The sequence below is a fragment of the Pantoea rwandensis genome (genome assembly GCF_000759475.1).
Lineage (GTDB): Bacteria > Pseudomonadota > Gammaproteobacteria > Enterobacterales > Enterobacteriaceae > Pantoea > Pantoea rwandensis_B.
Map to the genome: position 1 here is coordinate 4,219,647 of NZ_CP009454.1, position 22,683 is coordinate 4,242,329.

Here is a 22,683-nt window from a genome sequence, read left to right on the forward strand (position 1 = left end):
CATCAATTCCCAAACATCAGTGCTGTCAGCACAAAGTCCAAACCGAGTACCGCCAGTGAAGCATGCACTACGGTACGCGTTGTCGCCCGACTAATCCCTTCCGAGGTCGGGATGGCATCATAGCCATTGAACAGCGCAATCCAGGTTACCGTCACGGCAAAGACTGCGCTTTTAATGATGCAGTTGATGACATCGGTGCGGAAATCCACGGCATTTTGCATCGCTGACCAGAAGAAGCCAGGATCGATGCCTTTCCATCCCACGCCCACCAACGCCCCACCGGCAATACCGACTGCCGTAAAGATCAAGGCTAGCAGCGGCATGCTGATAAACCCTGCCCAGAAGCGCGGCGAAACCACGCGACGCAGCGGATCAACGGCCATCATTTCCATACTGGAGAGCTGTTCGGTGGCTTTCATCAAACCAATCTCTGCCGTCAGGGCTGAACCCGCACGTCCTGCAAACAGCAATGCCGTGACCACGGGACCCAGTTCACGTAGCAGCGATAAGGCCACCAGCATGCCGAGACTGGTTTCAGCGCTGTAGGTCGTCAGCACCAGATAACCCTGCAGGCCCAGCACCATACCAATGAATAAACCCGAGACCACGATGATCAGCAGCGACAGCACACCCACGCTGTACAGCTGTTTTACCAGCAGTGGCGCGTGGCGACGGAAAGCGGGTTTACCCACCAGCGCATGAAACAGCATCAAGCCTGCACGGCCAAACGCCGCGCAAGTATTAATTCCCTGACGTCCAAGTGACGCCAGCGCCTTTAGCAACATCAGTTTACGTTCTCCCTGCACGAGTCAGATCGCTGAGGTAATCCCCGGCAGCGAAGCGGAATGGCACAGGACCGTCCGCATGACCCTCAATAAACTGGCGCACGCGCGGATCAGGATTTTCCCGCAACTCCGGCGCGCTGCCCTGGGCAATAATCTTTTGACCGGCAACAATATAGGCATGGTCAGCAATGCTCAAGACCTCTGGCACATCGTGTGAAACCACAATGCAGGTCACACCTAACGAGTGGTTCAATTCATCGATCAATTTCACCAGCACGCCCATGGTAATCGGATCCTGGCCGACAAAGGGCTCATCGAACATGATCAGGTCCGGCTCCAGCGCAATCGCGCGCGCCAGTGCGGCACGGCGCGCCATACCACCAGAGAGCTCGGCCGGCATCAGTTTGGCTGCACCGCGCAGGCCGACTGCTTCCAGCTTCATCATCACCGTGCTGTGCAGCAATTCCGGCGGTAATTGTGTGTGCTCACGCAATGGCCAGGCAACGTTATCAAAGACGTTAAGATCGGTAAAAAGTGCACCCGACTGGAACAACATGCTCATTTTTTTTCGCACTTCATACAATTTAGTGCGGGAAAGCGTCGGGATATTCTGGTCACGGAACCAGATTTCCCCATTATCCGGTTGCAACTGACCACCAATCAGGCGCAGCAGCGTGGTTTTTCCAATCCCGGATGGCCCCATAATAGCGGTCACTTTACCCGCTGGCACGGTAAGCGAAATGTCATCAAAGATGACGCGGTCTCCGCGAGTGAAGCTGACGCCACGAACCTCAACCAGATTCGTTTTTTGCTGGATCATCGTTACCTCTTTATGCGGATCGGGCGTAATCAAAGTCGTGGATGGTAGCCTGGTAGACCACAATGCACGATAGTTTTACAGAAACTTACCCGTCAGGTGTGGCGAAAACGGCCTTAAAATTTACTTTTGCCTCTCAGACAGTCAAAATCAGCGCCTGTTTCCGCGCGCGCAATGTATTTACCTGTCGGACAAGGTTTGCCGACACACCTATCCATCAAGGATTTTTCATGTTCGTAGCCACTGCCCTGCTGTTTATTGGATTGATTTTACTGGCTTACGGTGCTGACCGTCTGGTTTTCAGTGCCGCGATCCTGTGTCGATCCTTCGGCATTCCTCCGCTGATCATCGGCATGACAGTGGTAAGCATTGGCACATCGTTACCCGAACTGATCGTTTCTTTTTCTGCAGCGCAGCATGGGCAAATGGATTTAGCTGTAGGGACGGCGCTGGGCTCAAACATTACCAATATTCTGCTGATCCTCGGCGGTGCCGCACTTTTGCACCCATTGACAGTGCACTCCAATCTGATTCGGCGCGAACTCCCCCTGATGCTGCTGGTCTCACTGCTGAGTGGCATCATGCTGTTTGATAATCACCTTAGTCGACTTGATGGCATCGCGCTGCTGCTGATTGCGTTAGGTTATCTGCTGATCGCCATTCGCATTGCCCGCCGCGCAGAGCGGGATAACAACGACACGTTAACGCGCGAACAATTGGCTGAACTGCCGCGCGATGAAGCTGGCAATACCGTGGCCTTTCTGTGGCTGGCGGTGGCGCTGATTATTTTGCCGATGTCGACGCGGATGGTGATCGATAATGCCACCGTGTTTGCCGACTATTTTGGTGTCAGCGAGCTGGTCATGGGTCTGACGTTGATTGCCGTGGGCACCAGCCTGCCTGAACTGGCAACCGTACTGGCGGGGGCATTGAAAGGTGAAGACGATATCGCTATCGGTAACCTGATTGGCGCTAATATCTTTAATCTGGCCATTGTGCTGGGCCTGCCCGCGCTGGTGCACCCCGGCAGCGTTGATGCGCACGCTTTCGCACGAGATTACTGGGTGATGTTAGGTGTCAGCGTGCTGTTCGCCCTACTCTGCCTGTTACGCAAACGCCGGATTGGCCGCGTAGCGGGCTCTCTTTTGTTATCGGGATTTATTGCGTGGGTTCTGTGGCTGTGGCTCAGCCCTGCGCTCATCACAAGTTATTAAGGACGGACTGACCATGTCACATCAGCAACCGGTTTTTGATTACCAACAGGCAGGTAAAGCGGTACTGCGCATCGAACGCGAAGGGCTGGAGCAGCTCGATCAGTATATTAATGCCGACTTTAGCCGCGCCTGCGAAATGATCATTGCCTGCCGTGGAAAAGTGGTGGTGATGGGCATGGGCAAATCCGGTCATATTGGTGCAAAAATGGCAGCGACTTTCGCCAGCACCGGCACGTCTTCGTTCTTTGTTCATCCTGGTGAAGCCAGCCATGGTGACCTCGGTATGGTGACAGCTAACGACGTGGTGATCGCTATTTCTAATAGTGGCGAATCGAACGAAATTCTGGCCCTCATTCCGGTCCTCAAGCGACAGAAAGTGCCGTTGATTTGCCTCACCAGTCGTCCGGAGAGTGCCATGGGGCGTGCCGCTGATGTGCATTTATGCGTGAAGGTTCCACAGGAAGCGTGCCCGCTCGGTCTGGCACCGACCTCCAGTACTACCGCCACGCTGGTGATGGGCGATGCGCTGGCGGTTGCCCTGCTGGAAGCACGCGGCTTTACGCAGGAAGACTTTGCGCTCTCGCATCCCGGTGGCGCACTGGGCCGCAAGTTGTTGCTGCACGTGAGCGATATTATGCACAGCGGTGACGAGATCCCACACGTCAGCCGCGATGCGTCGCTGCGGGATGCGCTGCTGGAAATTACGCGCAAAAACCTCGGCCTGACGGTGATTGTTGACGACCTGATGAAAATCGAAGGCATTTTCACTGATGGCGACTTACGCCGCATCTTCGATATGGGGATCGATTTCCAGTCAGCCAGCATTCAGGATGTGATGACGCGCGGCGGGATTCGCGTGCGCCCGAATATGCTGGCTGTCGACGCACTGAATCTGATGCAAAACAAAAACATCACTGCGGTGTTGGTCGCCGATGACGATCGTCTGCTCGGTGTGGTACATATGCATGACATGCTGCGCGCGGGCGTAGTTTGAACAGGAACAAAGAATGAGTGTTGAAACCACGATGATTGATACCTGCTATGGCCCGGTGAGTGCCGATGTAATGGCTCGGGCGGCGCGGATTCGCCTACTGATTTGCGATGTCGACGGTGTGATGTCTGACGGCGTGATTTACATGGGCAACAACGGCGAAGAATTGAAGGCCTTTAACGTCCGTGATGGCTATGGTATTCGCTGCCTGCTGACCTCTGATATCGAAGTGGCTATTATTACGGGCCGCAAAGCGAAGCTGCTGGAAGATCGTTGCCAGACGCTCGGCATTACGCATCTTTATCAGGGACAATCAGATAAGCTTTTGGCGTGGCGTGAACTCCTGGATAAACTGTCATTATCTGCTGAGCAAGTGGCTTACATCGGCGATGATTTGATCGACTGGCCAGTGATGGCGGAGGCCGGTTTGAGTGTGGCCGTTGCCGATGCCCACCCCGTGTTATTACCTCGTGCACACTACGTCACCCGCATTGCCGGTGGCCGTGGTGCGGTACGTGAACTCTGCGATCTGATTTTGATGGCGCAGAACAAATTTGAGGATGCCAAAGGGCAATCAGTATGAGTAAGAGCAGGCGTTGGATAACGCTGATTTTGGCCTTGATCGCCCTGGTGCTGATCGGCTGGAATCTCACCAACCAGGACGATAGCGAAGCGCCGATGGCGACCAATAGCCAGGAGCCAACCTATACCAGCGAGAAGTCCCATTCTGTGGTGTACAACCCCACGGGCGCGCTGGCGTACAAACTGATCTCGGATAAAGTGACTTACTTTGCGGCAGATGAGGTGAGCTGGTTCGATAATCCGGTTGCAACCACGTATGATGAAAATAAAGTGCCCACCTGGACAATACGTGCCGATAAGGCAAAGCTGACCAAAGATCGTATGCTTTATCTATATGGTCACGTCGAAGTGAATACCCTGACCCAGGATTCTCAACTTGAGCGCATTATTACCGATACGGCTCAGGTTAATCTGGTCACCCAGGATGTGACATCTGACGATCAAGTCACCCTATTTGGCCGCAGTTTTAATTCCACTGGCATGAAGATGCGCGGCAATTTACGAACCAAGAATGCCCAGCTGCTTGAAAAGGTCAAAACTTCCTATGAAATCCAAAATGAACAAAAACAGCCTTAAGTTGTTGTTGGTGAGCGCCTTACTGGCGACCAGCCTGCCCGCGCTGGCCCTGACGGGCGATTCTGACAAGCCCGTTAATATTGATTCGGTGAATCAGGCGCTGGATCTGCAAGGCAACGTGGCGACCTTTACCGGCAATGTCATCGTGACTCAGGGTTCAATCAAAATCACCGCTGACAAGGTGGTGGTCACACGTCCAGGTGGCGACAGTAAAAAAACTATCGTGGATGCCTACGGCGCTCCCGCCACCTTCTACCAGATGCAGGATAACGGCAAACCCGTGCAGGGCCACGCCTCAAAACTGCATTATGAGCTGGCGAACGATTTCGTTGAACTGACGGGCAATGCCTTCATTCAGCAGCTGGACAGCAACATCAAAGGCGATCGCATCACTTACCTGGTGAAAGAGCAGAAAATGCAGGCGTTTAGCCAGGGCGAAAGCAAACGCGTCACCACCGTACTGGTGCCGTCGCAGTTGCAGGACAAAAACGGCTCGTCCACGAGCCCTAAAAAGAGTAACTGATCGCTATGGCCACATTAGTCGCTGAAAACCTGGCGAAAGCCTATAAAGGCCGCCGCGTGGTGGAAGATGTCAGCCTGCAGGTAAAATCTGGCGAGATTGTCGGCCTGCTAGGTCCAAACGGTGCCGGCAAGACTACCACATTCTACATGGTTGTCGGGATTGTGCCGCGTGATGCAGGCCGCATCGTGATCGATGACGAAGATATCAGTATTCTGCCGCTGCATGCGCGAGCGCGCCGTGGTATTGGCTATCTGCCGCAGGAAGCGTCAATCTTCCGCCGTCTAAGCGTGTTCGACAATTTGATGGCAGTGTTGCAAATCCGCGATGATTTAACGGAAGAGCAGCGTCAGGATCGTGCCAATGAATTGATGGAAGAGTTCCACATTGAGCATCTGCGTGACAGCATGGGCCAGGCGCTTTCCGGTGGTGAGCGACGCCGTGTTGAAATCGCTCGCGCTCTGGCAGCCAACCCCAAATTTATCCTGCTGGATGAACCTTTTGCCGGTGTTGACCCGATCTCAGTCATCGATATCAAAAAAATCATCGAACACCTACGCGACAGCGGTCTTGGCGTGTTGATCACCGATCACAACGTGCGTGAAACGCTTGCGGTGTGCGAACGTGCTTACATCGTGAGCCAGGGACATCTGATCGCGCATGGCACGCCTGATGAAATTCTTGCAGATGAGCAGGTTAAACGGGTTTATTTGGGCGAAGAGTTCAGACTCTGATAAGGTGTCGTTATTCACGACATTTGCTTAGGAAATTCAAGCAGAATTATGAAGCAAGGTTTGCAACTCAGGCTCAGCCAACAGCTGGCGATGACCCCACAGTTGCAGCAGGCCATTCGTCTGCTGCAACTCTCTACGCTTGAACTCCAGCAGGAACTGCAACTGGCGCTGGAAAGCAATCCGCTGCTTGAGCAAACCGATCTACATGAAGAAGTCGATTCACGTGAGCATCAGGAGAGCGACTCGTTAGACACACGTGAAGCCCTCGAACAGAAAGAGATGCCCGAGGAGCTTCCACTCGACGCCACCTGGGATGAAATCTACACCGCGGGCACGCCTTCTGGCACGGGTACCGATTACCAGGATGATGAGCTGCCGGTTTATCAAGGCGAAACCACCCAGTCACTGCAGGACTACCTGATGTGGCAAGTGGAGCTCACGCCGTTTACGGATACCGACCGCGCGATTGCCACTTCAATTGTCGACGCCATTGATGACACGGGCTATCTCACCGTTTCCGTCCAGGACATCTGCGACAGCATTGGTGATGAAGATCTGACGCTGGAAGAGGTTGAAGCGGTGCTGAAGCGTGTTCAGCGCTTTGATCCTGTCGGTGTCGGTGCTCGTGATCTACGTGACTGCTTGCTGGTGCAACTTTCACAATACGCTGCCGATGCGCCAATGCTGGCAGAAGCGCGGTTGATCGTCAGTGAACATCTGGATCTGCTGGCCAACCATGATTTTCGCAGCCTGATGCGTGTCACACGCCTCAAGGAAGACGTGCTGAAAGACGCGATGCTGCTGATTCAGTCACTTGATCCCCGTCCCGGCCAATCGATCAACACCAGCGAACCCGAGTATGTGATTCCTGATGTACTGGTGCGTAAAACCAGTAAGCGCTGGACGGTTGAACTGAATTCAGACAGTTTGCCGCGCCTGAAGATTAATCAACATTACGCCGCGATGGGCGGCTCCGCGCGTAACGACAGCGACAGCCAATTCATTCGCAGTAATTTGCAGGAAGCCAAATGGCTGATTAAAAGCCTCGAAAGCCGCAACGACACACTGCTCAAAGTGACGCGTTGTATTGTCGAGCAGCAGCAGGCGTTCTTTGAACAGGGCGAGGAATACATGCGGCCGATGGTGCTGGCTGATATCGCCCAGGCCGTGGATATGCATGAATCCACCATTTCCCGTGTGACCACGCAAAAGTACCTGCACAGCCCGCGTGGCATCTTTGAATTAAAATATTTTTTCTCCAGCCATGTGAATACCGAAGGCGGTGGCGAAGCCTCTTCCACGGCGATCCGTGCACTGGTGAAGAAATTGATCTCCGCGGAAAACCCCGCAAAACCCTTGAGCGACAGCAAACTCACCTCCATGTTATCCGATCAGGGCATCATGGTGGCGCGACGTACGGTTGCTAAATATCGCGAGTCTTTATCTATACCGCCATCAAACCAGCGCAAGCAGTTGGTTTGACCGAACGAAGAAGGAAGACCTATGCAGCTAAACCTGACCGGACTGAATGTTGAAATCACTGAACCGCTGCGCGAATTTGTAAATAGCAAATTTGCCAAACTGGAACACTACTTTGATCGTATCAATCAGGTTTATATTGTTCTGAAAGTGGAGAAGGTGACGCAGATTGCGGAAGCAACACTGCACGTCAATGGCGGAGAGCTGCACGCCACAGGGGAAGCGGAAGACATGTACGCGGCCATCGACGGGTTAATCGACAAGCTTTCCCGTCAGCTGACCAAACACAAAGACAAACTGAAAAAACACTAACCTTCATGCTTGCAGAGTGCTGACCGATTCGGCACTCAGAGCGCAAATGGGGCGGGTTAACCGCCCCGTTTTGTCATCTGCGCAAGCGCCAACGGGAGACTCGCCATTGTGCTATGAATGGCGTTAACCTTGCGGCTATGTGAACTCGCAAGTGAAACGATGATGAACAACGATCTGACACTGGAATTGAGCTCGGTCCTCTCACTGGACTGTACCCGTAGCGGCGTACACTGCCAGAGTAAAAAACGCGCGCTGGAAATTATCAGCGAGTTGGCAGCAAAGCAGCTCAATCTGCCGCACCAGACACTATTTGAAGCCATTCTGACCCGCGAACGTATGGGCAGTACGGGCATTGGCAACGGTATCGCCATTCCGCATGGCAAACTGGAAGAGGATACGCTGCGCGCCGTTGGTGTGTTTATCAGCCTCGACCAACCGATCGCCTTTGACGCAGTGGACAATCAGCCGGTTGATCTGCTGTTTGCTCTGCTGGTGCCTGCAGACCAGTGCAAAACCCATTTGCATACGCTGTCGCTGGTCGCTAAACGTCTGGCGGACAAAACCGTCTGCCGCCGTTTGCGTGCGGCACAGAGTGATGAAGAACTCTATGCCATTATCACAGAAGCTCAGGAAGAACACTCTTAAGCGACAGACACATTTACCGGCCTATTCGTCGGTTTAAAACGGGAGAAATGTGATGGTGCTGATGATCGTTAGCGGTCGGTCAGGCTCAGGAAAATCGGTCGCACTGCGTGCCCTGGAAGACATGGGATTTTACTGTGTCGATAATCTGCCCGTGGTGCTGCTACCGGAATTAGCGAACACCTTAACAGAGCGCAATATTTCGGCGGCCGTCAGCATTGATGTGCGCAACATGCCTGAATCGCCGGAGGTGTTTGAAACGGCGCTCAATAATCTGCCGGATTCGTTTTCACCACAGCTACTGTTCCTGGACGCCGATCGCAACACACTGATACGGCGTTACAGTGATACTCGCCGCATCCATCCGCTCTCCAGTAAAAATCTGTCACTGGAAAGCGCGATTGATGAAGAGAGTGACCTGCTTGAGCCTTTGCGTTCGCGGGCAGACCTGATCATTGATACTTCCGAAATGTCGGTCCATGAGTTGGCTGAAATGCTGCGTACGCGCCTGTCTGGCAAACGTGAGCGTGAGCTGACCATGGTGTTTGAGTCCTTCGGCTTCAAACACGGCATCCCAATTGATGCCGATTACGTCTTCGATGTGCGTTTCCTGCCAAACCCGCACTGGGATCCCAAGTTGCGTCCGATGACCGGACTTGATCGTCCGGTTGCGGCTTTCCTCGACCGCCACACTGAAGTGCATAACTTCATTTACCAGACGCGCAGCTATCTGGAGCTGTGGTTGCCGATGCTGGAAACCAACAACCGCAGCTATCTGACGGTCGCGATTGGCTGTACCGGTGGTAAACACCGTTCGGTTTACATCGCCGAACAGCTGGCAGATTACTTCCGTTCACGCGGCAAAAATGTGCAGTCTCGTCATCGCACTCTGGAAAAACGTAAATCATGACCGTGAAGCAAGTCGTTGAGATTCGCAATAAGCTGGGCATGCATGCGCGCCCGGCAATGAAACTGTTCGAGTTGGTGCAGAGTTTTGACGCAGAGGTACTACTGCGCAATGAAGCCGGTACGGAAGCCGAAGCCAGCAGCGTGATTGCGCTGTTGATGCTCGACTCCGCGAAAGGCGGCCATATCGAGATTGAAGCCAGCGGCCCTCAGGAAATAGAGGCGCTGGCTGCGGTGATTGAGCTGTTTGAAGCCGGGTTTGACGAAGACTAATTGCTGTTAATGCAATTTGTAGCGAGCGAGGAAACCTTCCCCACCTAACTGACGCATCTGGCGCATTATCCACTGCTGGCGCATTCGTATATACCCGGAAGGTGCATCAGCGCGGAAGCGAATCGGGTTTGGTAGTACCGCCGCCAGCAGCGCCGCTTCAGAAAGCGTCAGACGACTGGCTGGTTTGTGGAAGTAGCGCTGTGAAGCCTCTTCCACACCAAACACGCCGTTGCCAAACTCCGCAATATTCAAATATACCGTCAGAATGCGGCGTTTGGTCCACACCGTTTCGAGTCCAACGGTTAAACCGGCTTCGAGCCCTTTTCGCACCCAGCTGCGGCCATCCCATAAGAACAGGTTTTTTGCGGTCTGCTGCGACAGCGTTGAGGCACCACGCATCTGTTCTGAGCCATCGTTATCCAGCACTTTTTGTATCGCATCAACATCAAAGCCCCAGTGCTCCGGAAATTTTTGATCTTCAGAAGCGATCACGGCCAGCGCCATCCACGGAGAAATCTCATCCATGCTGACCCAATCGGAGTGCGCCACATAGTCGAACCGACCACTGAACCAGGCACCCAGTTGACGCTCCACCATCACCGCAGAAAACGGCACTGGTAAAAAGGCAAAGATCACGATGCCGGCCAGCCAAATTCCCAACCACGCCAGCAGCACTTTAGCAATCAGCACTTTAAGGCGTTGCCCCATTTTCCCTTTACTCTTACTCATGCAATTTACTCTTACCTGTTCCCTGCATTAATCAATCACCCCGGTCACAATTTTGATTACCTGTAATCCTGGGCAAAACTTTACCGCCTATCGCGTGAAAGTTAGAGATGAAGTTATTACCTGCGTCATCATCGTTCCTCTATTAGAGCCAATCACATCAAGCACTTCCATCATAAGGGAATCGGTTCCATGGTGAAAAACCCAGCAAAACCCTTACAATCGGATACTTCATACAAAGTGATAAAGATCACGTTTAAACTTTCACAATACTTAACAATAAACTTTCAAAGCATTTGAATAAGCGCACTGATGCGCGCAGCCGTTTCAATAAACGTGGCTGAAATCGCGTCAACATCATCATGATTAGCCCTGACAATGGTAAAGGATTTAGCCTTCCGTTTGGTTTACATTGCACCGCAAAACCTTAAACTGGAACTTTCTGCAGAGGGTTTCCAAAACGTTTTGGATAACCCACCAGAACCACCTTATTTGTTACCTAATATCAGCATGTTAAGCTCACTTAACTCTGATTTTTCGGCTGATTAGGAATTTCGGCGCAGCTGTCAGGCTTTTCCTGCTTCCGGCTGAAGGAAATTCAGGCAAAAAGCAGAACAATTGGTCAAAAATAGTGCAATACGGCAAAGAAATTAATTCCTTGCTTGACTGTGTCAGCAAATTAATGTTTTCTGTATTTAATCGCTGCTCAACTTCACACAATTTAATGAATCTTGTCACAAGCGTTGGCGAATTTGTTAAGGTGATTTCGAAGCGTTAACCAATACCATACTGTTGCTGATCCATTCGACTTCTAACGATAGCAGCAGTACCCATTTCCCTGGTGTTGGCGCAGTATTCGCGCACCCCAGTTTCGACTGGGGTCATTTTTTTCTGGCGTCCGAAGATTTTTCCCTTTCAGCTACCCACTCGCGTAACACGTTAACGTCATGCAGCCACTCATGTTTTAATTCGTCGATCCACTCCTGCACGTTGTCCCACCATGCTGGCAGTTCCGGTGACTGTATCTGTTTCGCCAGTTTCTGCAGATGCAACAGTCCTACTGAGCCCGCAGCCCCCTTAATTTTATGCCCTTCTTCCGCAATCCCTTTTTGATCGCGCGCCATCATGTTGGAATCCAGCACGTCGAGATACCCCGGCATCATCTGTTCAAACATCGTCAGGCTTTGTGTAATCAATCCTGGGCCGACCAATTCGATATACTGCTCCAGCATCTCCACATCGAGCAGCATGCGCGAGTGTTCGTCTGAGGAGGTCTGAATCTCTTCTTCCGGCTCGCCCTGGTAATCCCAGAACTTTTTAATCATCGCCGTTAAGGCCGGCACCGCCAGCGGTTTACTCAGCACATCATCCATTCCAGCGTCGAGATACTCTTTTTTATCCTTCAGCACGTTGGCGGTCAGTGCCACCAGCGGCGGCAGCGCCACGCCAGCATGGCGCTGATGAATGGCGCGCGACACATCCAGCCCGGTCATATCCGGCAATTGGATATCCAGCAGCACCAGGTCAAATTCCTGCGGATCGAACATTGCCAGCGCTTCAGTGCCGGTCATCGCCACTTCCACGCTGCATCCCAGTTTCTCCAGTACTGAGCGCGCCACAATGACGTTCAGTTCAATATCTTCAACCAGTAATACGTGCAGCGCCGGCAATGGCATGCTGTCGTCGAGATCTTCGTTTTCCACTTCATCGGCCACACGAGGTGCATTTATCTCGACCACAAAGCATGAGCCCTGCCCCGGCGCACTACTCACGCTAATATCACCGCCCATCGCCTGTGCCAGACGACGAGAAACCGCCAAACCAATGCCGGTACCGGTGGCGGGTTTTCCGCCGTGCTGATCTTTTACCTGGTAATACATGGCGAAGATCTTGTCCTGCTCTTCCTGCGGAATTCCCATGCCAGAATCCTGCACTTCAAAGCGCAGCGTTTCGTCCTGGTGATAGGCGACGCGCACCACAATTTCACCCTGCTGGGTGAATTTCACCGCGTTACCGATCAGGTTCCACAAAATTTGGCGCAGGCGCGTGCCGTCAGCAGAGATGATGTGCGGCAGCGGTAGCTCAGGTGCCATCACGAACTTCAGTCCTTTCGGCTGCGCCAGTAACCCGGAGAGGTTTTCCAGATCGGCAAGGAAGCCGGTGAAGTCGAGCGGCTGATTATCCAGCTGCACTTTGCGGCGCTCAATTTTGTCCACTTCAATCACGTCATTAAAGATGTTGCCAAGCGTGATGGCAGAGACATGGATGGTTTTCAGGTACTTCAGTTGTTCCTGATTGAGATCGGTGTCCAGCAGAATGCGGCTCAAGCCGACAATGCCATTCAGTGGCGTACGCAGTTCATGGCTGATGGTTGAAATAAAGGTGGTCTTCTCACGGCTGGCATTCTCCAGCGCGTCCTGATAACGCTTACGCTCAGTAATATCGCGACCAAAGCCCATCAGGCCGCTGCGTTTACCGACGCGATCGTAATACGGCACTTTGCGGATTTCGAAGCAGGCTTTGCGCCCATCAGGATATTGCAGCCACTGTTCGTACGTCAGGGAGACGTTATGGCGGAAGACCTTTTCATCCGTCTCCAGCACCTTGGAGGCGGCATCTTCATCGTAAATGTCGCGCGGCGTCAGGCCAATCAGTTGCTTCTCGCTCATGCCCGTTAGCAACTCCATCGCGCGGTTACAGCCCGAGAACTGCTTGTCGATGTTGCGATAGAACACCAAATCCGGTGAGGCATCGAGGAAGGAGCGTAAGAAAGAGGATTGCTGTTCCAGCTCGATTTGCGCCTGTTCACGGCGCGCCATCTCTTCGCGCAGTTTATCCATCACCTGCTCGCGGGCCTGCTCCGCTTTGATACGATCGTTAATTTCCTGATTCAGCTGAGCGATGGTCTCTTTCATTTGCTGGTTAAGTTCAAGATCGCGCGTGCGCATCTCTTCCAGCTTATCGACCAGCTTCGTCAGGCGCTGGCGAGACTCTTCCAACTGATCAACCACCACCGAGAGAAAATAGACGGCCCAGGGCGTGATCAACAGGCCGAAGAACACCGATCGCACCACATCGATACTCTCAACATGTCCACGCAATACCATGGTGACAGCCATTTGCACCACCATCGCCAGCACCACCAGTGCTGAGGCTAATAGCAGCGAGAAACGCACCAGCCCCAGCTTGACCATCAGATCAACGTAGTACTGCGCTAAAAGACGAATTTGTTTCATCACGAGCTCCCTGAACGAAATCTGGCTCATGATAGCGTAATTATCGCGGCACTGCGCCGACTCAGCGTGTCATTGCCTGCTGACTTTGCCTCATTATGGTGCATCGCAGCGCCTTTTCGCCGATGTTCGCGTCGTTATGCGTAAAGCGCTTGACTAAATCTGCCAACTGAATAATCTGGAGGGCCGCGCTTTTGCGACCCTTTTGTAACATCCCGTGCTATTCCGCCTCCCGGCAGCCATTTCATCTGATGGCTGGGCCTTGTTATTGCATATTCATTCAACTTTAACGCCATTTTACTCACAATCGGCTTGATTAATTTTACTAATGACAGCCCTATTTTGATTCAAATATGACGCCATAAGAAAAACAGATACATGCTGTGCGTGAAACCGCCCCAACAGAATTTTATGCTGATGGAATGCAGTTATTCAGCATTGTTTAGATATCTGAGGCGTACCTCACAGTGAGACGGCTCACACTTCATAGGGGAATCAGAATCGTCAGATTGACAGTTATTAACGTAATAAATTGTTCATAATCATAAAGTTAATTGGCAAAACAGCCGATTACCCGCAACAAAGCTGGCTATTTGACCTGAGTTCGCTTTCCCGATAAGTTGGAATTCCGCTGGATGCTTTCCAGTCGGGACTGAGTCTCGGCATATCTATGCAGCAAGAAACTCCCTCTGGATGCAAGTTATCTCCCGTAAGAGACCGGAAGTAAGAGCAGCTCATCAAGGACGAGACCATACTCTCTTGAGAGCCTTTGCTCGGTATTGCGACGTCCGCGTTTAAGCGGCGAAAACGAATTTGATACAGCACGCAGCAGTGCTCTGTGCTTGAAATAATGCAGGTAATGTCAAAAGCAGTTTAAGGAGACCCTCAATGTCCACTCAAAAACCTCATCCCTATGGTTTGTATGATCCCTCAGCCGGTAGTGATAGCTGTGGTGTTGGGTTTATTACCCGTAAGGACGGCGAGCAGACCCATGAGATCCTGCAGATGGCGCACAGCGCACTGTGCACAGTACCGCACCGTGGCGGTATGTCTGCTGAGGGCGTGGGCGATGGCGCAGGTGTCAACGTCGACCTTTCTCTGAACTTCTTCCGCAAAGTGACTGGCCAGCCACTGGAAGCTGGCCGCTTTGGCGTGGGTAACTTCTTTGTGCCAAAAGATGCCGAGCTGCGTGCTAACGCAGAGCGTCTGGTCGAAGAAACCCTGGCCGCCCATAACTTCCCTGTGCTGATGAAACGCGATATGCCGTTGGACGGCAGCGTGACACGTCCAGCCGCCCTGCCATTCCAGCTGCCGATTGTGCAGTGGATTTTTGCGGCGCCACAGGAAGTCACTGAACAGATCGAATTCGAGCGTCACATCTATCGTGCGCTGCTGGATATCGAAGCGCGTGCCTTTACAGAAAGCGAATTCGGCGGTCTTTATCCGCTGTCGCTCTCTTCCCGTACTCAGGTATTCAAAGCACGCCTGAACTCAAATGAAGTGATCCCGTACTTCAAAGATTTGACCGATGTGGACCATCAGGTGCGTGGGCTGTTCTTCCATACCCGCTTCTCCACCAACACCGATCCGCACACCACCATGGCACAGCCGTTCCGCCTGATGGCGCACAACGGTGAGCTGAACACCGACCGTAAAAACCGCATCGCAGAAGCGGCATTGATGCTGGCGCGCGGTAAGAAAATCGTGCGTCCGAAAGGCCAGTCCGACAGCTCGCGTCTGGACCAAAGCATTCATAGCCGTTTGATGGAAGATAACCTCGACCTGATCAACGCCGTCGTCTCAATGATGCCGCCAGCGTGGGAAAACGACACCTCACTGTCAAATGAAGTGCGCGCCATGCTGGAGTACTTCTCTCTGTATGAAGAGAAGAACGATGGCCCGGCAGCGTTGATCTTCGGTAATGGCGAAGTGATCGGGGCACGCCTTGACCGCCTGGGTCTGCGCCCATTGCGTTCTGTCGAAACCGCCGAGTACATCGGTGCGATGTCCGAAGCGGGTCAGATTGCCTTCCCACCGGAAAGCGTACTGCGTCGTGGCCGTATCGAAGCGGGCGGCATGCTCTATTACGATCACAAAGAAAAACGCTCTTACACCACGGTGGAAGCGCTGGAAAAACTGGCAGCAGAGAAAGATTACCTTTCACTGCTGAGCGCGGCTCGCGTGGACCTGCACGATCTGCCGGAGATTCAGGCAGAGCAGCTGGGTTCACCGCTGCGCTATCGTGGTGACCTCAAAACCTATCAGCGTTTTGTGGCGTACTACTACAACCAGGAAAGCTTCAAATTCATGATGGACCCGATGTTGCAAACCGGCGCTGAGAAAATCTCGGCGATGGGTTACGGCAACGCCATCAATGGCCTGTCCGACCACGAAGGCGGCATGGCGCACTACTTCTCACAACGCTTTGCTCAGGTTACCAACCCGCCGCTGGATTCGATCCGCGAAGCGGACGGCATGACGTTGCGCGTGGCACTGGGAGCAAAACCGCACTTGGGCCGCAGTAAAGGTCAGCAGGTTATCGTGCCCACGCCGATCCTGACACACCTCGATATGCTGCGTCTGCGCGAGCAAACCGTCGCACCTTATGCGCGTTTCGAGATGCTGTATGAGCCGGTCATCGGCAAAGATATCGTCAGCCGCGCCGCCAACGCCAAAGCGCTGGAAAACGCCATTGATAATCTGGCACAGCAGGTCGTGGATTTCGCACGCCAGCAGGGCGGCATTGCGGTAATCACCGACCGCCACATCTCTTCAACTCACGCAGCCATTCCTATGCTGCTGATGGTTTCAGCGATTAACCAACGTCTGGTGCAGGAAGGTCTGCGTCTGGATGTTTCTCTGGTGGTAGAAAGTGGCCAGAGCATCTCTTCACACCACATCGCAGCCACTTTAGGCTTTGGTGCGTCAGCGGTTTACCCGCTGGGCGTACAGATGCGCGCGGAAGAGAAATATGGCGAAGGCGAAGAAGGTAACAAAGCCTTCAAACGCTATGCCAAAGCAGCCGAAAAAGCCTTGATGAAAACCATGGGTAAAGTGGGTCTCTGTACCGTTGAGAGCTACAGCTGTGGTGAATTCTTTGAACCTAACTTCCTGAATACCGACGATCCGGTTCTGAAGAAGTACTTCCCGAATATTAAAACACCGGTCGGTGGCGCGGGCTTCCCGGCTATCGCCCAGATGGCGGTTGACTGGCACCAGAGCGCACTGAAAATTCAGGGCGAGGCCGAAGTGCCACTGCTGGGTCTGTTCAAAGAGCGTGCGGAAGGTGCAGGTCACTCTTACGGTACCATTGCCGTACGTACCTTTATCGACATGACAGAGCAGCCGATTCGCTTCGCTGATAAAGCACGCGAAGAGGACAACTTCATCCGTCTGATGACGCTGGCCAAACTGGACAATGCCTTCAGCATTAAAGCTGACGCATTCAAAGACAGTAGCTTCGAACGCATCCCGAACGAGGTCATTGACTCACTGGCGATCACGCCGGATTACCGTCAATTCTCCAGCCTGATGCACGCCGAACGTAAACGTCGCCCTGCTGCGCTGCGTGACATCCTCGCGCTGCCGTGTGATTTGACCCACGTTGACAGCGAAGCGGAGTTTGGTCGCAAACTCGGCCGTTACTCACTGGTCAACAACGGTTTTGCCACCCGTGGATTGAAGTGTGAAGCCGTGGAAGGCAGCCTGAACCAGTTCGAGTTGCGCCTGATTGATTCCATCGCGGGCCTGAAGCCAGAAGATGAACGTCTGGAAGCGCTGGCACGTGCACTGAAAACCCGCTTTAGCAACGACATCGAAAGCAGCAGCGTGGCCGATGGTGTATTGCACATCACCGCTTACGGTAAAGCGGCAAATTACCTGTCACTGATCTTTACCGCGTTGCCTTCGCTGCCACTGGAAGAAATCCAGCCGGCACACGAAATTACCCGCACTTTCGCCTCCGGTGCGATGAGCCACGGAGCGCTGGTTGCGCCTGCGCACGAAGCCGTAGCGCACGGTACCAACATGGTTGGTGGCATGAGTAACTGTGGTGAAGGTGGCGAGCACTATTCGCGTCACGGCACCATCCGCGCTTCACGCATCAAGCAGTTGGCATCGGGTCGTTTCGGCGTATGGGCGGCATATCTGGCCGACCCGATGCTGGAAGAACTGGAGATCAAAATTGGTCAAGGCGCGAAGCCAGGTGAAGGCGGACAGCTGCCTGCACCGAAAGTGACCGTGGAGATCGCCGCAGCGCGTGGCGGTACACCAGGTGTTGAGTTGGTTTCACCCCCACCGCACCACGATACCTACTCTATCGAGGATTTGGCACAGCTGATCCACGATTGTAAAGCCGCACGTGTTCGCGTCATCGTGAAACTGGTGTCCTCTGAAGGCATCGGCACCATCGCGGTTGGCGTGGCGAAAGCGGGCGCAGACGTGATTAACGTGGCAGGTAACACCGGTGGTACCGGTGCGGCCTCGGTCACCAGCCTGAAATACACCGGCCGCGTTGCTGAAATCGGTATCGCGGAAGTGCATCAGGCGCTGTGTGCTAACGGCCTGCGTGACAAGGTGCAGCTGCGTTGCTCCGGTGCACAACAAACCGGTAGCGACGTGATCAAATCTGCCCTGCTCGGCGGCGACAGCTTCGAGTTCGGCACCACCGCGCTGATGATGCTGAAATGCGTGATGGCGAAAAACTGTAACGTTAAATGCCCAGCCGGTTTAACCACCAACGCCGAAGCCTTTGATGGCGATCCGCGTCAGCTGGCGCAGTACTTCGTTAACGTGGCGCAAGAAGTGCGTGAATTCCTCGCACGCCTCGGCCTGCGTTCACTGCGCGAAGCACGTGGCCGTTCTGACCTGCTGCACCTGATGGATCATCCACTGGAAGTCGGCAAGCTGGATCTGCGTGCGATGTTGACCGTGGTGCCAGAGCAGAAAATCGCGAAGCCGGTCTATCTGGAGAAAGATTTTGAGCTGGATGATAGCTGGGTTGAAGAGCTGAAAACGCAGCTGATCGGCCAGGCGAGCCGCGATATCGCGCTCGGCGCAGGCATCACCCTGAACAACCGTAACAAGAGTGTTGGCGGCCAGTTGGCCATCGACATCGAACGTATGCTGAACCACGAGCTGTCTGCTGAACAACGTGCTGCACTGCCAGCGGTGTTCAAAGACGATCGCGGCCGTCATTACCTGGCACCGCGCACCGTAAACATCCACACCAGCGGATCTGCCGGTCAGTCATTTGGCGCCTTCTGCAACGATGGTATGCAGATGAAGCACTACGGCACCTGTAACGACGGCGTAGGTAAAGGTCAGTGCGGTGGCGAGCTGGTGGTGATGTCACCAGGTGGCGGCGCACAAGACAGCGACGGCAACGTGCTGATTGGTAACTTCGCGCTGTTCGGTGCGACCGGTGGTCGCTTGTTCGTACAGGGCCAGGCGGGCGACCGTTTTGCGGTTCGTAACTCTGGCGCTACTGCGGTAGTCGAAGGCGTCGGCGATTTCTGCTGCGAATACATGACTAACGGTGCGATTCTCAACCTCGGCACCTTTGGTAAAGGTTTCGGCAACGGCATGAGCGGTGGTTTCGCTTACCAGTATGACCCGTACGGTGCACTGGCAGGACACGCAGCGGGTGATTCCGTGCTGTTCGGTTCAATCGCTGACGAAGATGAATTGGCGCAGGTTCACAAGCAAGCAGTGCTGACCATGCTGAACTGGCACCTGGAAGCCACCAACTCGCCGCGCGCAGCCTGGCTGCTGGAGAATTGGGAAACCGAGTGCCACCACTTTGTCTACGTGATGCCGCGTTCGCTGCTGCTCTATCAAGATGGTGGCGAGATCCTGAAAGCGAAATCACGTAAGGATTTGCTGGAAGAGCTGTCAACCTCACTGGCTGCGCATCAGGTTGCCAAATTCAAGGCAGCATGGCGCACCGGCAAAACCATTGCGGATGGCGCCGTACCGGCTTACGGTGCGACGGATACAGCGGAAATGTTCGTGCTGCTCAACAACTACACCGTATTGAGCTTCGCGCAGCAACTGGCGCTCGGCAAACTGCCAAAAGGTACTGCCGTTGAAGACCCTGCGGTTGAGAAAGCGGTACGCAATTTGCTGATGACGGAAGACTTCGCGCTGGTGAGCAAACTGCAACGCCATGCACGCTCAGCGATTGAAAGCTACAGCGATGACGAACTGGCTAGCCTGATTGCAGCAAAACGTATGTCCGATTACAAAGCAGCATTAACGCAACGCAACATTCGCTCGATGGACAGCCTGGCGACCTATGGCTGGATCATTTATCAGGATGCCCGCAACCGTGAGGTGCTTGGCCATCTGCCTGATTTCGAAGAGCTGTTTGCACGCGCCGCGCTGCCAGAAATCGCCGCTGCTGTCGGGAAACTTTCCTGATAGCAGCACCAATGAATGTGTGTATATTGACTGAACATCACGAGACGGGTTTGAGTACAGATATCCATGAAGATTCCTTACATTCCTGAAGATGCGCCGTTTAACGGCGAACAGAAATACTGGCTGGCGGGTTTTCTCGCCGGTCTCCACTCGCGTCTGTTGGTATTAGAAGATAAGCAGACGGCACCTGCGGCCGGTGGCGCCACCAACACGCAGTTGCACATTCTGTTCGGTTCACAGACCGGCAACGCAGAAGCGCTGGCGCAAACTGCCGCTAAAGCCGCGCGTGCCAAAGGTCTGGTGCCGGTGGTTCAGGCATTGGGCGAAGTAGACCTAGACGTGTTCGCCACCATGCGTCATGTGCTAATTGTCACCTCCACCTACGGTGAAGGCGAGATGCCGGACAATGCCCAGCTGTTCTGGCAAGCACTTTCAGCCAGCACCGCGCCGCGTCTGGAGCAGATGCACTTTGCTATCCTGGCGATCGGCGATACTGGCTACGATGGCTTCTGTCAGGCCGGTAAATTCTTCGATATGCGTCTGGAACAGCTGGGTGCTAAGCGCGTCTTTGACCGTATCGATTGCGATATCGACTTCGAGGAGCCTTCCAGCGCATGGATTGGCGACGCAATGCCACAGTTTGCCGCCAGTGCCGGCAGCAGCGGCACGGTGTTAGAGAGCGCGCCAGAAGCACCGGTAATTCCAGGTAGCAACAAGCAAAACCCTTATGCTGCAGCGCTGGCGACGAACAAGCGTCTGTCTGGCGAATCATCGGCGAAAGATATTCGCCACTTTGAATTCGATCTCACTGACAGCGGCCTGAAATATGAAGCCGGTGACGCGTTGGGCGTCATCCCAGTGAACGATGCTGAGCTGGTTAGCCTGTTGCTGAGCGAGCTGAAAGCGGACTATGAAACCCCGGTGCCAGGCTTTGATCGTAACCTCGGCGATCTGCTGACCTACCAGTTCGAGATCTCCGAACCATCGCGCAAGCTGATTGAGTGGGTGGGTCAGCACACTGCCAACCAGGAACTGTTGCACGTATTACAGCACGACGATAAAGACACCCTGGCTAACTGGCTGTGGGGCAAAGACACGCTGGACCTGCTGCAGCTTGAGCTGAAGCGCACTCTGTCTGTGCCAGAGTTCGTGGCGATGCTGCGTCCGTTGCAACACCGTGCGTACTCCATCTCTTCCAGCTCCAAAACGCATCCTAATCAGGTGCACCTGACGATTGCTTCCGTGCGCTATCACAGCGGTGGCCGTGAGCGTAAAGGCGTCTGCTCTACCTATCTGGCCGAGCGCGTGCGCCGTGGCGAGAAGCCAGCGATCTTTATCTCGCCAAACAAAGCGTTCCGCGTGCCGGCTAACGGCAATGCTCCGCTGATCATGGTTGGCCCTGGCACCGGTATTGCTCCGTTCCGTGCGTTCTTGCAGGAACGTCAGTCAACGGGTGCTGAAGGTAAGAACTGGCTGTTCTTTGGCGATCAGCATCAGGAACACGACTACATCTATGAAGATGAGCTTAATGGCTGGCAGCAAAGCGGTCTGTTAACACATCTCGACCTGGCGTTTTCACGCGATCAGGAAGAGAAGATCTACGTGCAGAACCGTATGCTGGAAAAAGGCGCTGAGCTGTACGCCTGGCTGCAGGAAGGGGCTTACTTCTACGTCTGTGGTGATGCCTCTCGCATGGCGAAGGATGTCGACTCTGCGCTGTATGAAGTGGTCCGCCAGTTTGGTGGCCTCTCCAGTGAACGTGCAGCGGCTTACATCGACCAGTTGAAGAAAGATAAACGCTATCTGCGTGACGTCTACTAAGACCCATAAAAAGGAAGCTGATGAGCTTCCTTTTTAACCTCTGCTGTCGCAGCACGCTGAATCGCGCCATGTAACAGCGGTTCAGATGTGCGATCAATCGCGCCGTTATTGAGAAGTGCATCCATAAAAAAACGGGCCAATTGGCCCGTTTCTTATTTCATGCGATTTACTTCACCACGCGTAATGAAGGGCGCCCACCACGCGGTGGCGGTTCATCATCCGGCGAGTGATCGTTATCAGCCGCATCGTCGGGACGATCGCCATCAATCACAGACATCATCGTCTCTTCCTGGCCTTCCTGTTCGTTGGTTTCCAGCTCGTAAGCCGGTTCCGGTTCGAACATGGTACCTGCACCGTTTTCACGTGCGTAGATGGCCAGCACAGCGGCCATTGGCACAGAAACCTGGCGCGGCACGCCACCAAAGCGCGCATTGAAACGCACTTCGTCATTGGCGAGGTCGAGGTTACCGACAGCGCGCGGCGCAATGTTCAGAACGATCTGGCCATCACGCGCATACTCCAGCGGCACCTGCACACCAGGCAGATTGATGTCGACCACCAGATGCGGCGTTAACTGGTTGTCGAGCAGCCAGTCATAAAACGCACGCAGCAGATACGGACGACGAGCCGTTAGTTGCGACATTTCCATACA

The 22,683-nt window shown here is 53.8% G+C and carries 18 protein-coding genes; 13 read left to right on the forward strand and 5 right to left on the reverse strand.

Annotated elements, in window-relative coordinates; genetic code table 11:
• Positions 1-2: 2 nt before the first annotated feature.
• Complete coding sequence (mlaE, locus tag LH22_RS19365) at positions 3-785, reverse strand: lipid asymmetry maintenance ABC transporter permease subunit MlaE (RefSeq protein ID WP_034826606.1); 783 nt, start codon at positions 783-785, stop codon at positions 3-5.
• A gap of 4 nt (positions 786-789) precedes the next feature.
• Positions 790-1,605, reverse strand: coding sequence for a phospholipid ABC transporter ATP-binding protein MlaF (gene mlaF, locus LH22_RS19370; RefSeq protein WP_038649487.1), 816 nt, complete (start codon positions 1,603-1,605; stop codon positions 790-792).
• 227 nt (positions 1,606-1,832) lie between these two features.
• Here mlaF and LH22_RS19375 point away from each other — a divergent pair, with 227 nt between their 5' ends.
• The 11 genes from LH22_RS19375 to npr all read left to right on the forward strand — a co-directional run bounded on the left by LH22_RS19375 (position 1,833) and on the right by npr (position 9,831).
• The gene (locus tag LH22_RS19375) at positions 1,833-2,816 is read left to right on the forward strand and encodes a calcium/sodium antiporter (protein WP_034826610.1); all 984 of its coding nucleotides are present in this window, start codon (positions 1,833-1,835) and stop codon (positions 2,814-2,816) included.
• A gap of 13 nt (positions 2,817-2,829) precedes the next feature.
• Positions 2,830-3,810, forward strand: coding sequence for an arabinose-5-phosphate isomerase KdsD (gene kdsD / locus LH22_RS19380; protein ID WP_034826612.1), 981 nt, complete (start codon positions 2,830-2,832; stop codon positions 3,808-3,810).
• A gap of 13 nt (positions 3,811-3,823) precedes the next feature.
• Entirely contained in the window at positions 3,824-4,390 is a 567-nt protein-coding gene (kdsC, locus tag LH22_RS19385) for a 3-deoxy-manno-octulosonate-8-phosphatase KdsC (RefSeq protein WP_034826614.1), read from the forward strand.
• Positions 4,387-4,965: an LPS export ABC transporter periplasmic protein LptC gene (gene lptC, locus LH22_RS19390; RefSeq protein ID WP_038649491.1), complete on the forward strand. Its 579-nt coding sequence runs from the start codon at positions 4,387-4,389 to the stop codon at positions 4,963-4,965. The genes kdsC and lptC overlap by 4 nt, the downstream gene beginning before the upstream one ends.
• Positions 4,934-5,488 (forward strand): lipopolysaccharide ABC transporter substrate-binding protein LptA, encoded by a 555-nt coding sequence (gene lptA / locus LH22_RS19395; RefSeq protein ID WP_034826619.1) that lies wholly within the window; start codon positions 4,934-4,936, stop codon positions 5,486-5,488. Before lptC ends, lptA begins: the two co-directional genes overlap by 32 nt.
• A gap of 5 nt (positions 5,489-5,493) precedes the next feature.
• Positions 5,494-6,219, forward strand: coding sequence for an LPS export ABC transporter ATP-binding protein (lptB, locus tag LH22_RS19400; RefSeq protein WP_034826621.1), 726 nt, complete (start codon positions 5,494-5,496; stop codon positions 6,217-6,219).
• Between the two features lie 48 nt (positions 6,220-6,267).
• Complete coding sequence (gene rpoN, locus LH22_RS19405; RefSeq protein ID WP_038649494.1) at positions 6,268-7,701, forward strand: RNA polymerase factor sigma-54; 1,434 nt, start codon at positions 6,268-6,270, stop codon at positions 7,699-7,701.
• 21 nt (positions 7,702-7,722) lie between these two features.
• On the forward strand, positions 7,723-8,010 hold the full coding sequence (hpf, locus tag LH22_RS19410; protein WP_034826627.1) for a ribosome hibernation promoting factor: 288 nt from the start codon (positions 7,723-7,725) through the stop codon (positions 8,008-8,010).
• Between the two features lie 162 nt (positions 8,011-8,172).
• Positions 8,173-8,655 (forward strand): PTS IIA-like nitrogen regulatory protein PtsN, encoded by a 483-nt coding sequence (gene ptsN / locus LH22_RS19415; protein ID WP_176505766.1) that lies wholly within the window; start codon positions 8,173-8,175, stop codon positions 8,653-8,655.
• A 52-nt stretch (positions 8,656-8,707) separates the two neighbouring features.
• Complete coding sequence (rapZ, locus tag LH22_RS19420) at positions 8,708-9,562, forward strand: RNase adapter RapZ (RefSeq protein WP_038649498.1); 855 nt, start codon at positions 8,708-8,710, stop codon at positions 9,560-9,562.
• Complete coding sequence (npr, locus tag LH22_RS19425) at positions 9,559-9,831, forward strand: PTS phosphocarrier protein NPr (RefSeq protein ID WP_038649501.1); 273 nt, start codon at positions 9,559-9,561, stop codon at positions 9,829-9,831. Before rapZ ends, npr begins: the two co-directional genes overlap by 4 nt.
• Before the next feature lie 6 nt (positions 9,832-9,837).
• Here npr and mtgA read toward each other — a convergent pair whose 3' ends face one another.
• The gene (gene mtgA, locus LH22_RS19430) at positions 9,838-10,560 is read right to left on the reverse strand and encodes a monofunctional biosynthetic peptidoglycan transglycosylase (RefSeq protein WP_038649504.1); all 723 of its coding nucleotides are present in this window, start codon (positions 10,558-10,560) and stop codon (positions 9,838-9,840) included.
• A gap of 878 nt (positions 10,561-11,438) precedes the next feature.
• The gene (arcB, locus tag LH22_RS19435) at positions 11,439-13,793 is read right to left on the reverse strand and encodes an aerobic respiration two-component sensor histidine kinase ArcB (RefSeq protein WP_038649507.1); all 2,355 of its coding nucleotides are present in this window, start codon (positions 13,791-13,793) and stop codon (positions 11,439-11,441) included.
• An 885-nt stretch (positions 13,794-14,678) separates the two neighbouring features.
• Between arcB and LH22_RS19440 the strand changes: the two genes are divergently transcribed.
• Both LH22_RS19440 and LH22_RS19445 read left to right on the forward strand, forming a co-directional pair.
• Entirely contained in the window at positions 14,679-20,210 is a 5,532-nt protein-coding gene (locus LH22_RS19440) for a glutamate synthase-related protein (RefSeq protein WP_038649510.1), read from the forward strand.
• Positions 20,211-20,276: 66 nt separating this feature from the next.
• Positions 20,277-22,031, forward strand: a complete 1,755-nt coding sequence (locus LH22_RS19445; protein WP_038649513.1) for a sulfite reductase subunit alpha — start codon at positions 20,277-20,279, stop codon at positions 22,029-22,031.
• Positions 22,032-22,197: 166 nt separating this feature from the next.
• On the opposite strand, the gene sspB is transcribed toward LH22_RS19445, so the two are convergent.
• Positions 22,198-22,680: a ClpXP protease specificity-enhancing factor gene (sspB, locus tag LH22_RS19450; protein ID WP_034826642.1), complete on the reverse strand. Its 483-nt coding sequence runs from the start codon at positions 22,678-22,680 to the stop codon at positions 22,198-22,200.
• Between the last annotated feature and the right edge of the window lie 3 nt (positions 22,681-22,683).

Excerpts from the sequence above, each read along its gene's own strand:
- mlaE (WP_034826606.1), bottom strand. The coding sequence starts at position 785 with ATGTTGCTAAAGGCGCTGGCGTCACTTGGACGTCAGGGAATTAATACT.
- mlaF (WP_038649487.1), bottom strand. The coding sequence starts at position 1,605 with ATGATCCAGCAAAAAACGAATCTGGTTGAGGTTCGTGGCGTCAGCTTC.
- LH22_RS19375 (WP_034826610.1), top strand. The coding sequence starts at position 1,833 with ATGTTCGTAGCCACTGCCCTGCTGTTTATTGGATTGATTTTACTGGCT.
- kdsD (WP_034826612.1), top strand. The coding sequence starts at position 2,830 with ATGTCACATCAGCAACCGGTTTTTGATTACCAACAGGCAGGTAAAGCG.
- kdsC (WP_034826614.1), top strand. The coding sequence starts at position 3,824 with ATGAGTGTTGAAACCACGATGATTGATACCTGCTATGGCCCGGTGAGT.
- lptC (WP_038649491.1), top strand. The coding sequence starts at position 4,387 with ATGAGTAAGAGCAGGCGTTGGATAACGCTGATTTTGGCCTTGATCGCC.
- lptA (WP_034826619.1), top strand. The coding sequence starts at position 4,934 with ATGAAATCCAAAATGAACAAAAACAGCCTTAAGTTGTTGTTGGTGAGC.
- lptB (WP_034826621.1), top strand. The coding sequence starts at position 5,494 with ATGGCCACATTAGTCGCTGAAAACCTGGCGAAAGCCTATAAAGGCCGC.
- rpoN (WP_038649494.1), top strand. The coding sequence starts at position 6,268 with ATGAAGCAAGGTTTGCAACTCAGGCTCAGCCAACAGCTGGCGATGACC.
- hpf (WP_034826627.1), top strand. The coding sequence starts at position 7,723 with ATGCAGCTAAACCTGACCGGACTGAATGTTGAAATCACTGAACCGCTG.
- ptsN (WP_176505766.1), top strand. The coding sequence starts at position 8,173 with ATGAACAACGATCTGACACTGGAATTGAGCTCGGTCCTCTCACTGGAC.
- rapZ (WP_038649498.1), top strand. The coding sequence starts at position 8,708 with ATGGTGCTGATGATCGTTAGCGGTCGGTCAGGCTCAGGAAAATCGGTC.
- npr (WP_038649501.1), top strand. The coding sequence starts at position 9,559 with ATGACCGTGAAGCAAGTCGTTGAGATTCGCAATAAGCTGGGCATGCAT.
- mtgA (WP_038649504.1), bottom strand. The coding sequence starts at position 10,560 with ATGAGTAAGAGTAAAGGGAAAATGGGGCAACGCCTTAAAGTGCTGATT.
- arcB (WP_038649507.1), bottom strand. The coding sequence starts at position 13,793 with ATGAAACAAATTCGTCTTTTAGCGCAGTACTACGTTGATCTGATGGTC.
- LH22_RS19440 (WP_038649510.1), top strand. The coding sequence starts at position 14,679 with ATGTCCACTCAAAAACCTCATCCCTATGGTTTGTATGATCCCTCAGCC.
- LH22_RS19445 (WP_038649513.1), top strand. The coding sequence starts at position 20,277 with ATGAAGATTCCTTACATTCCTGAAGATGCGCCGTTTAACGGCGAACAG.
- sspB (WP_034826642.1), bottom strand. The coding sequence starts at position 22,680 with ATGGAAATGTCGCAACTAACGGCTCGTCGTCCGTATCTGCTGCGTGCG.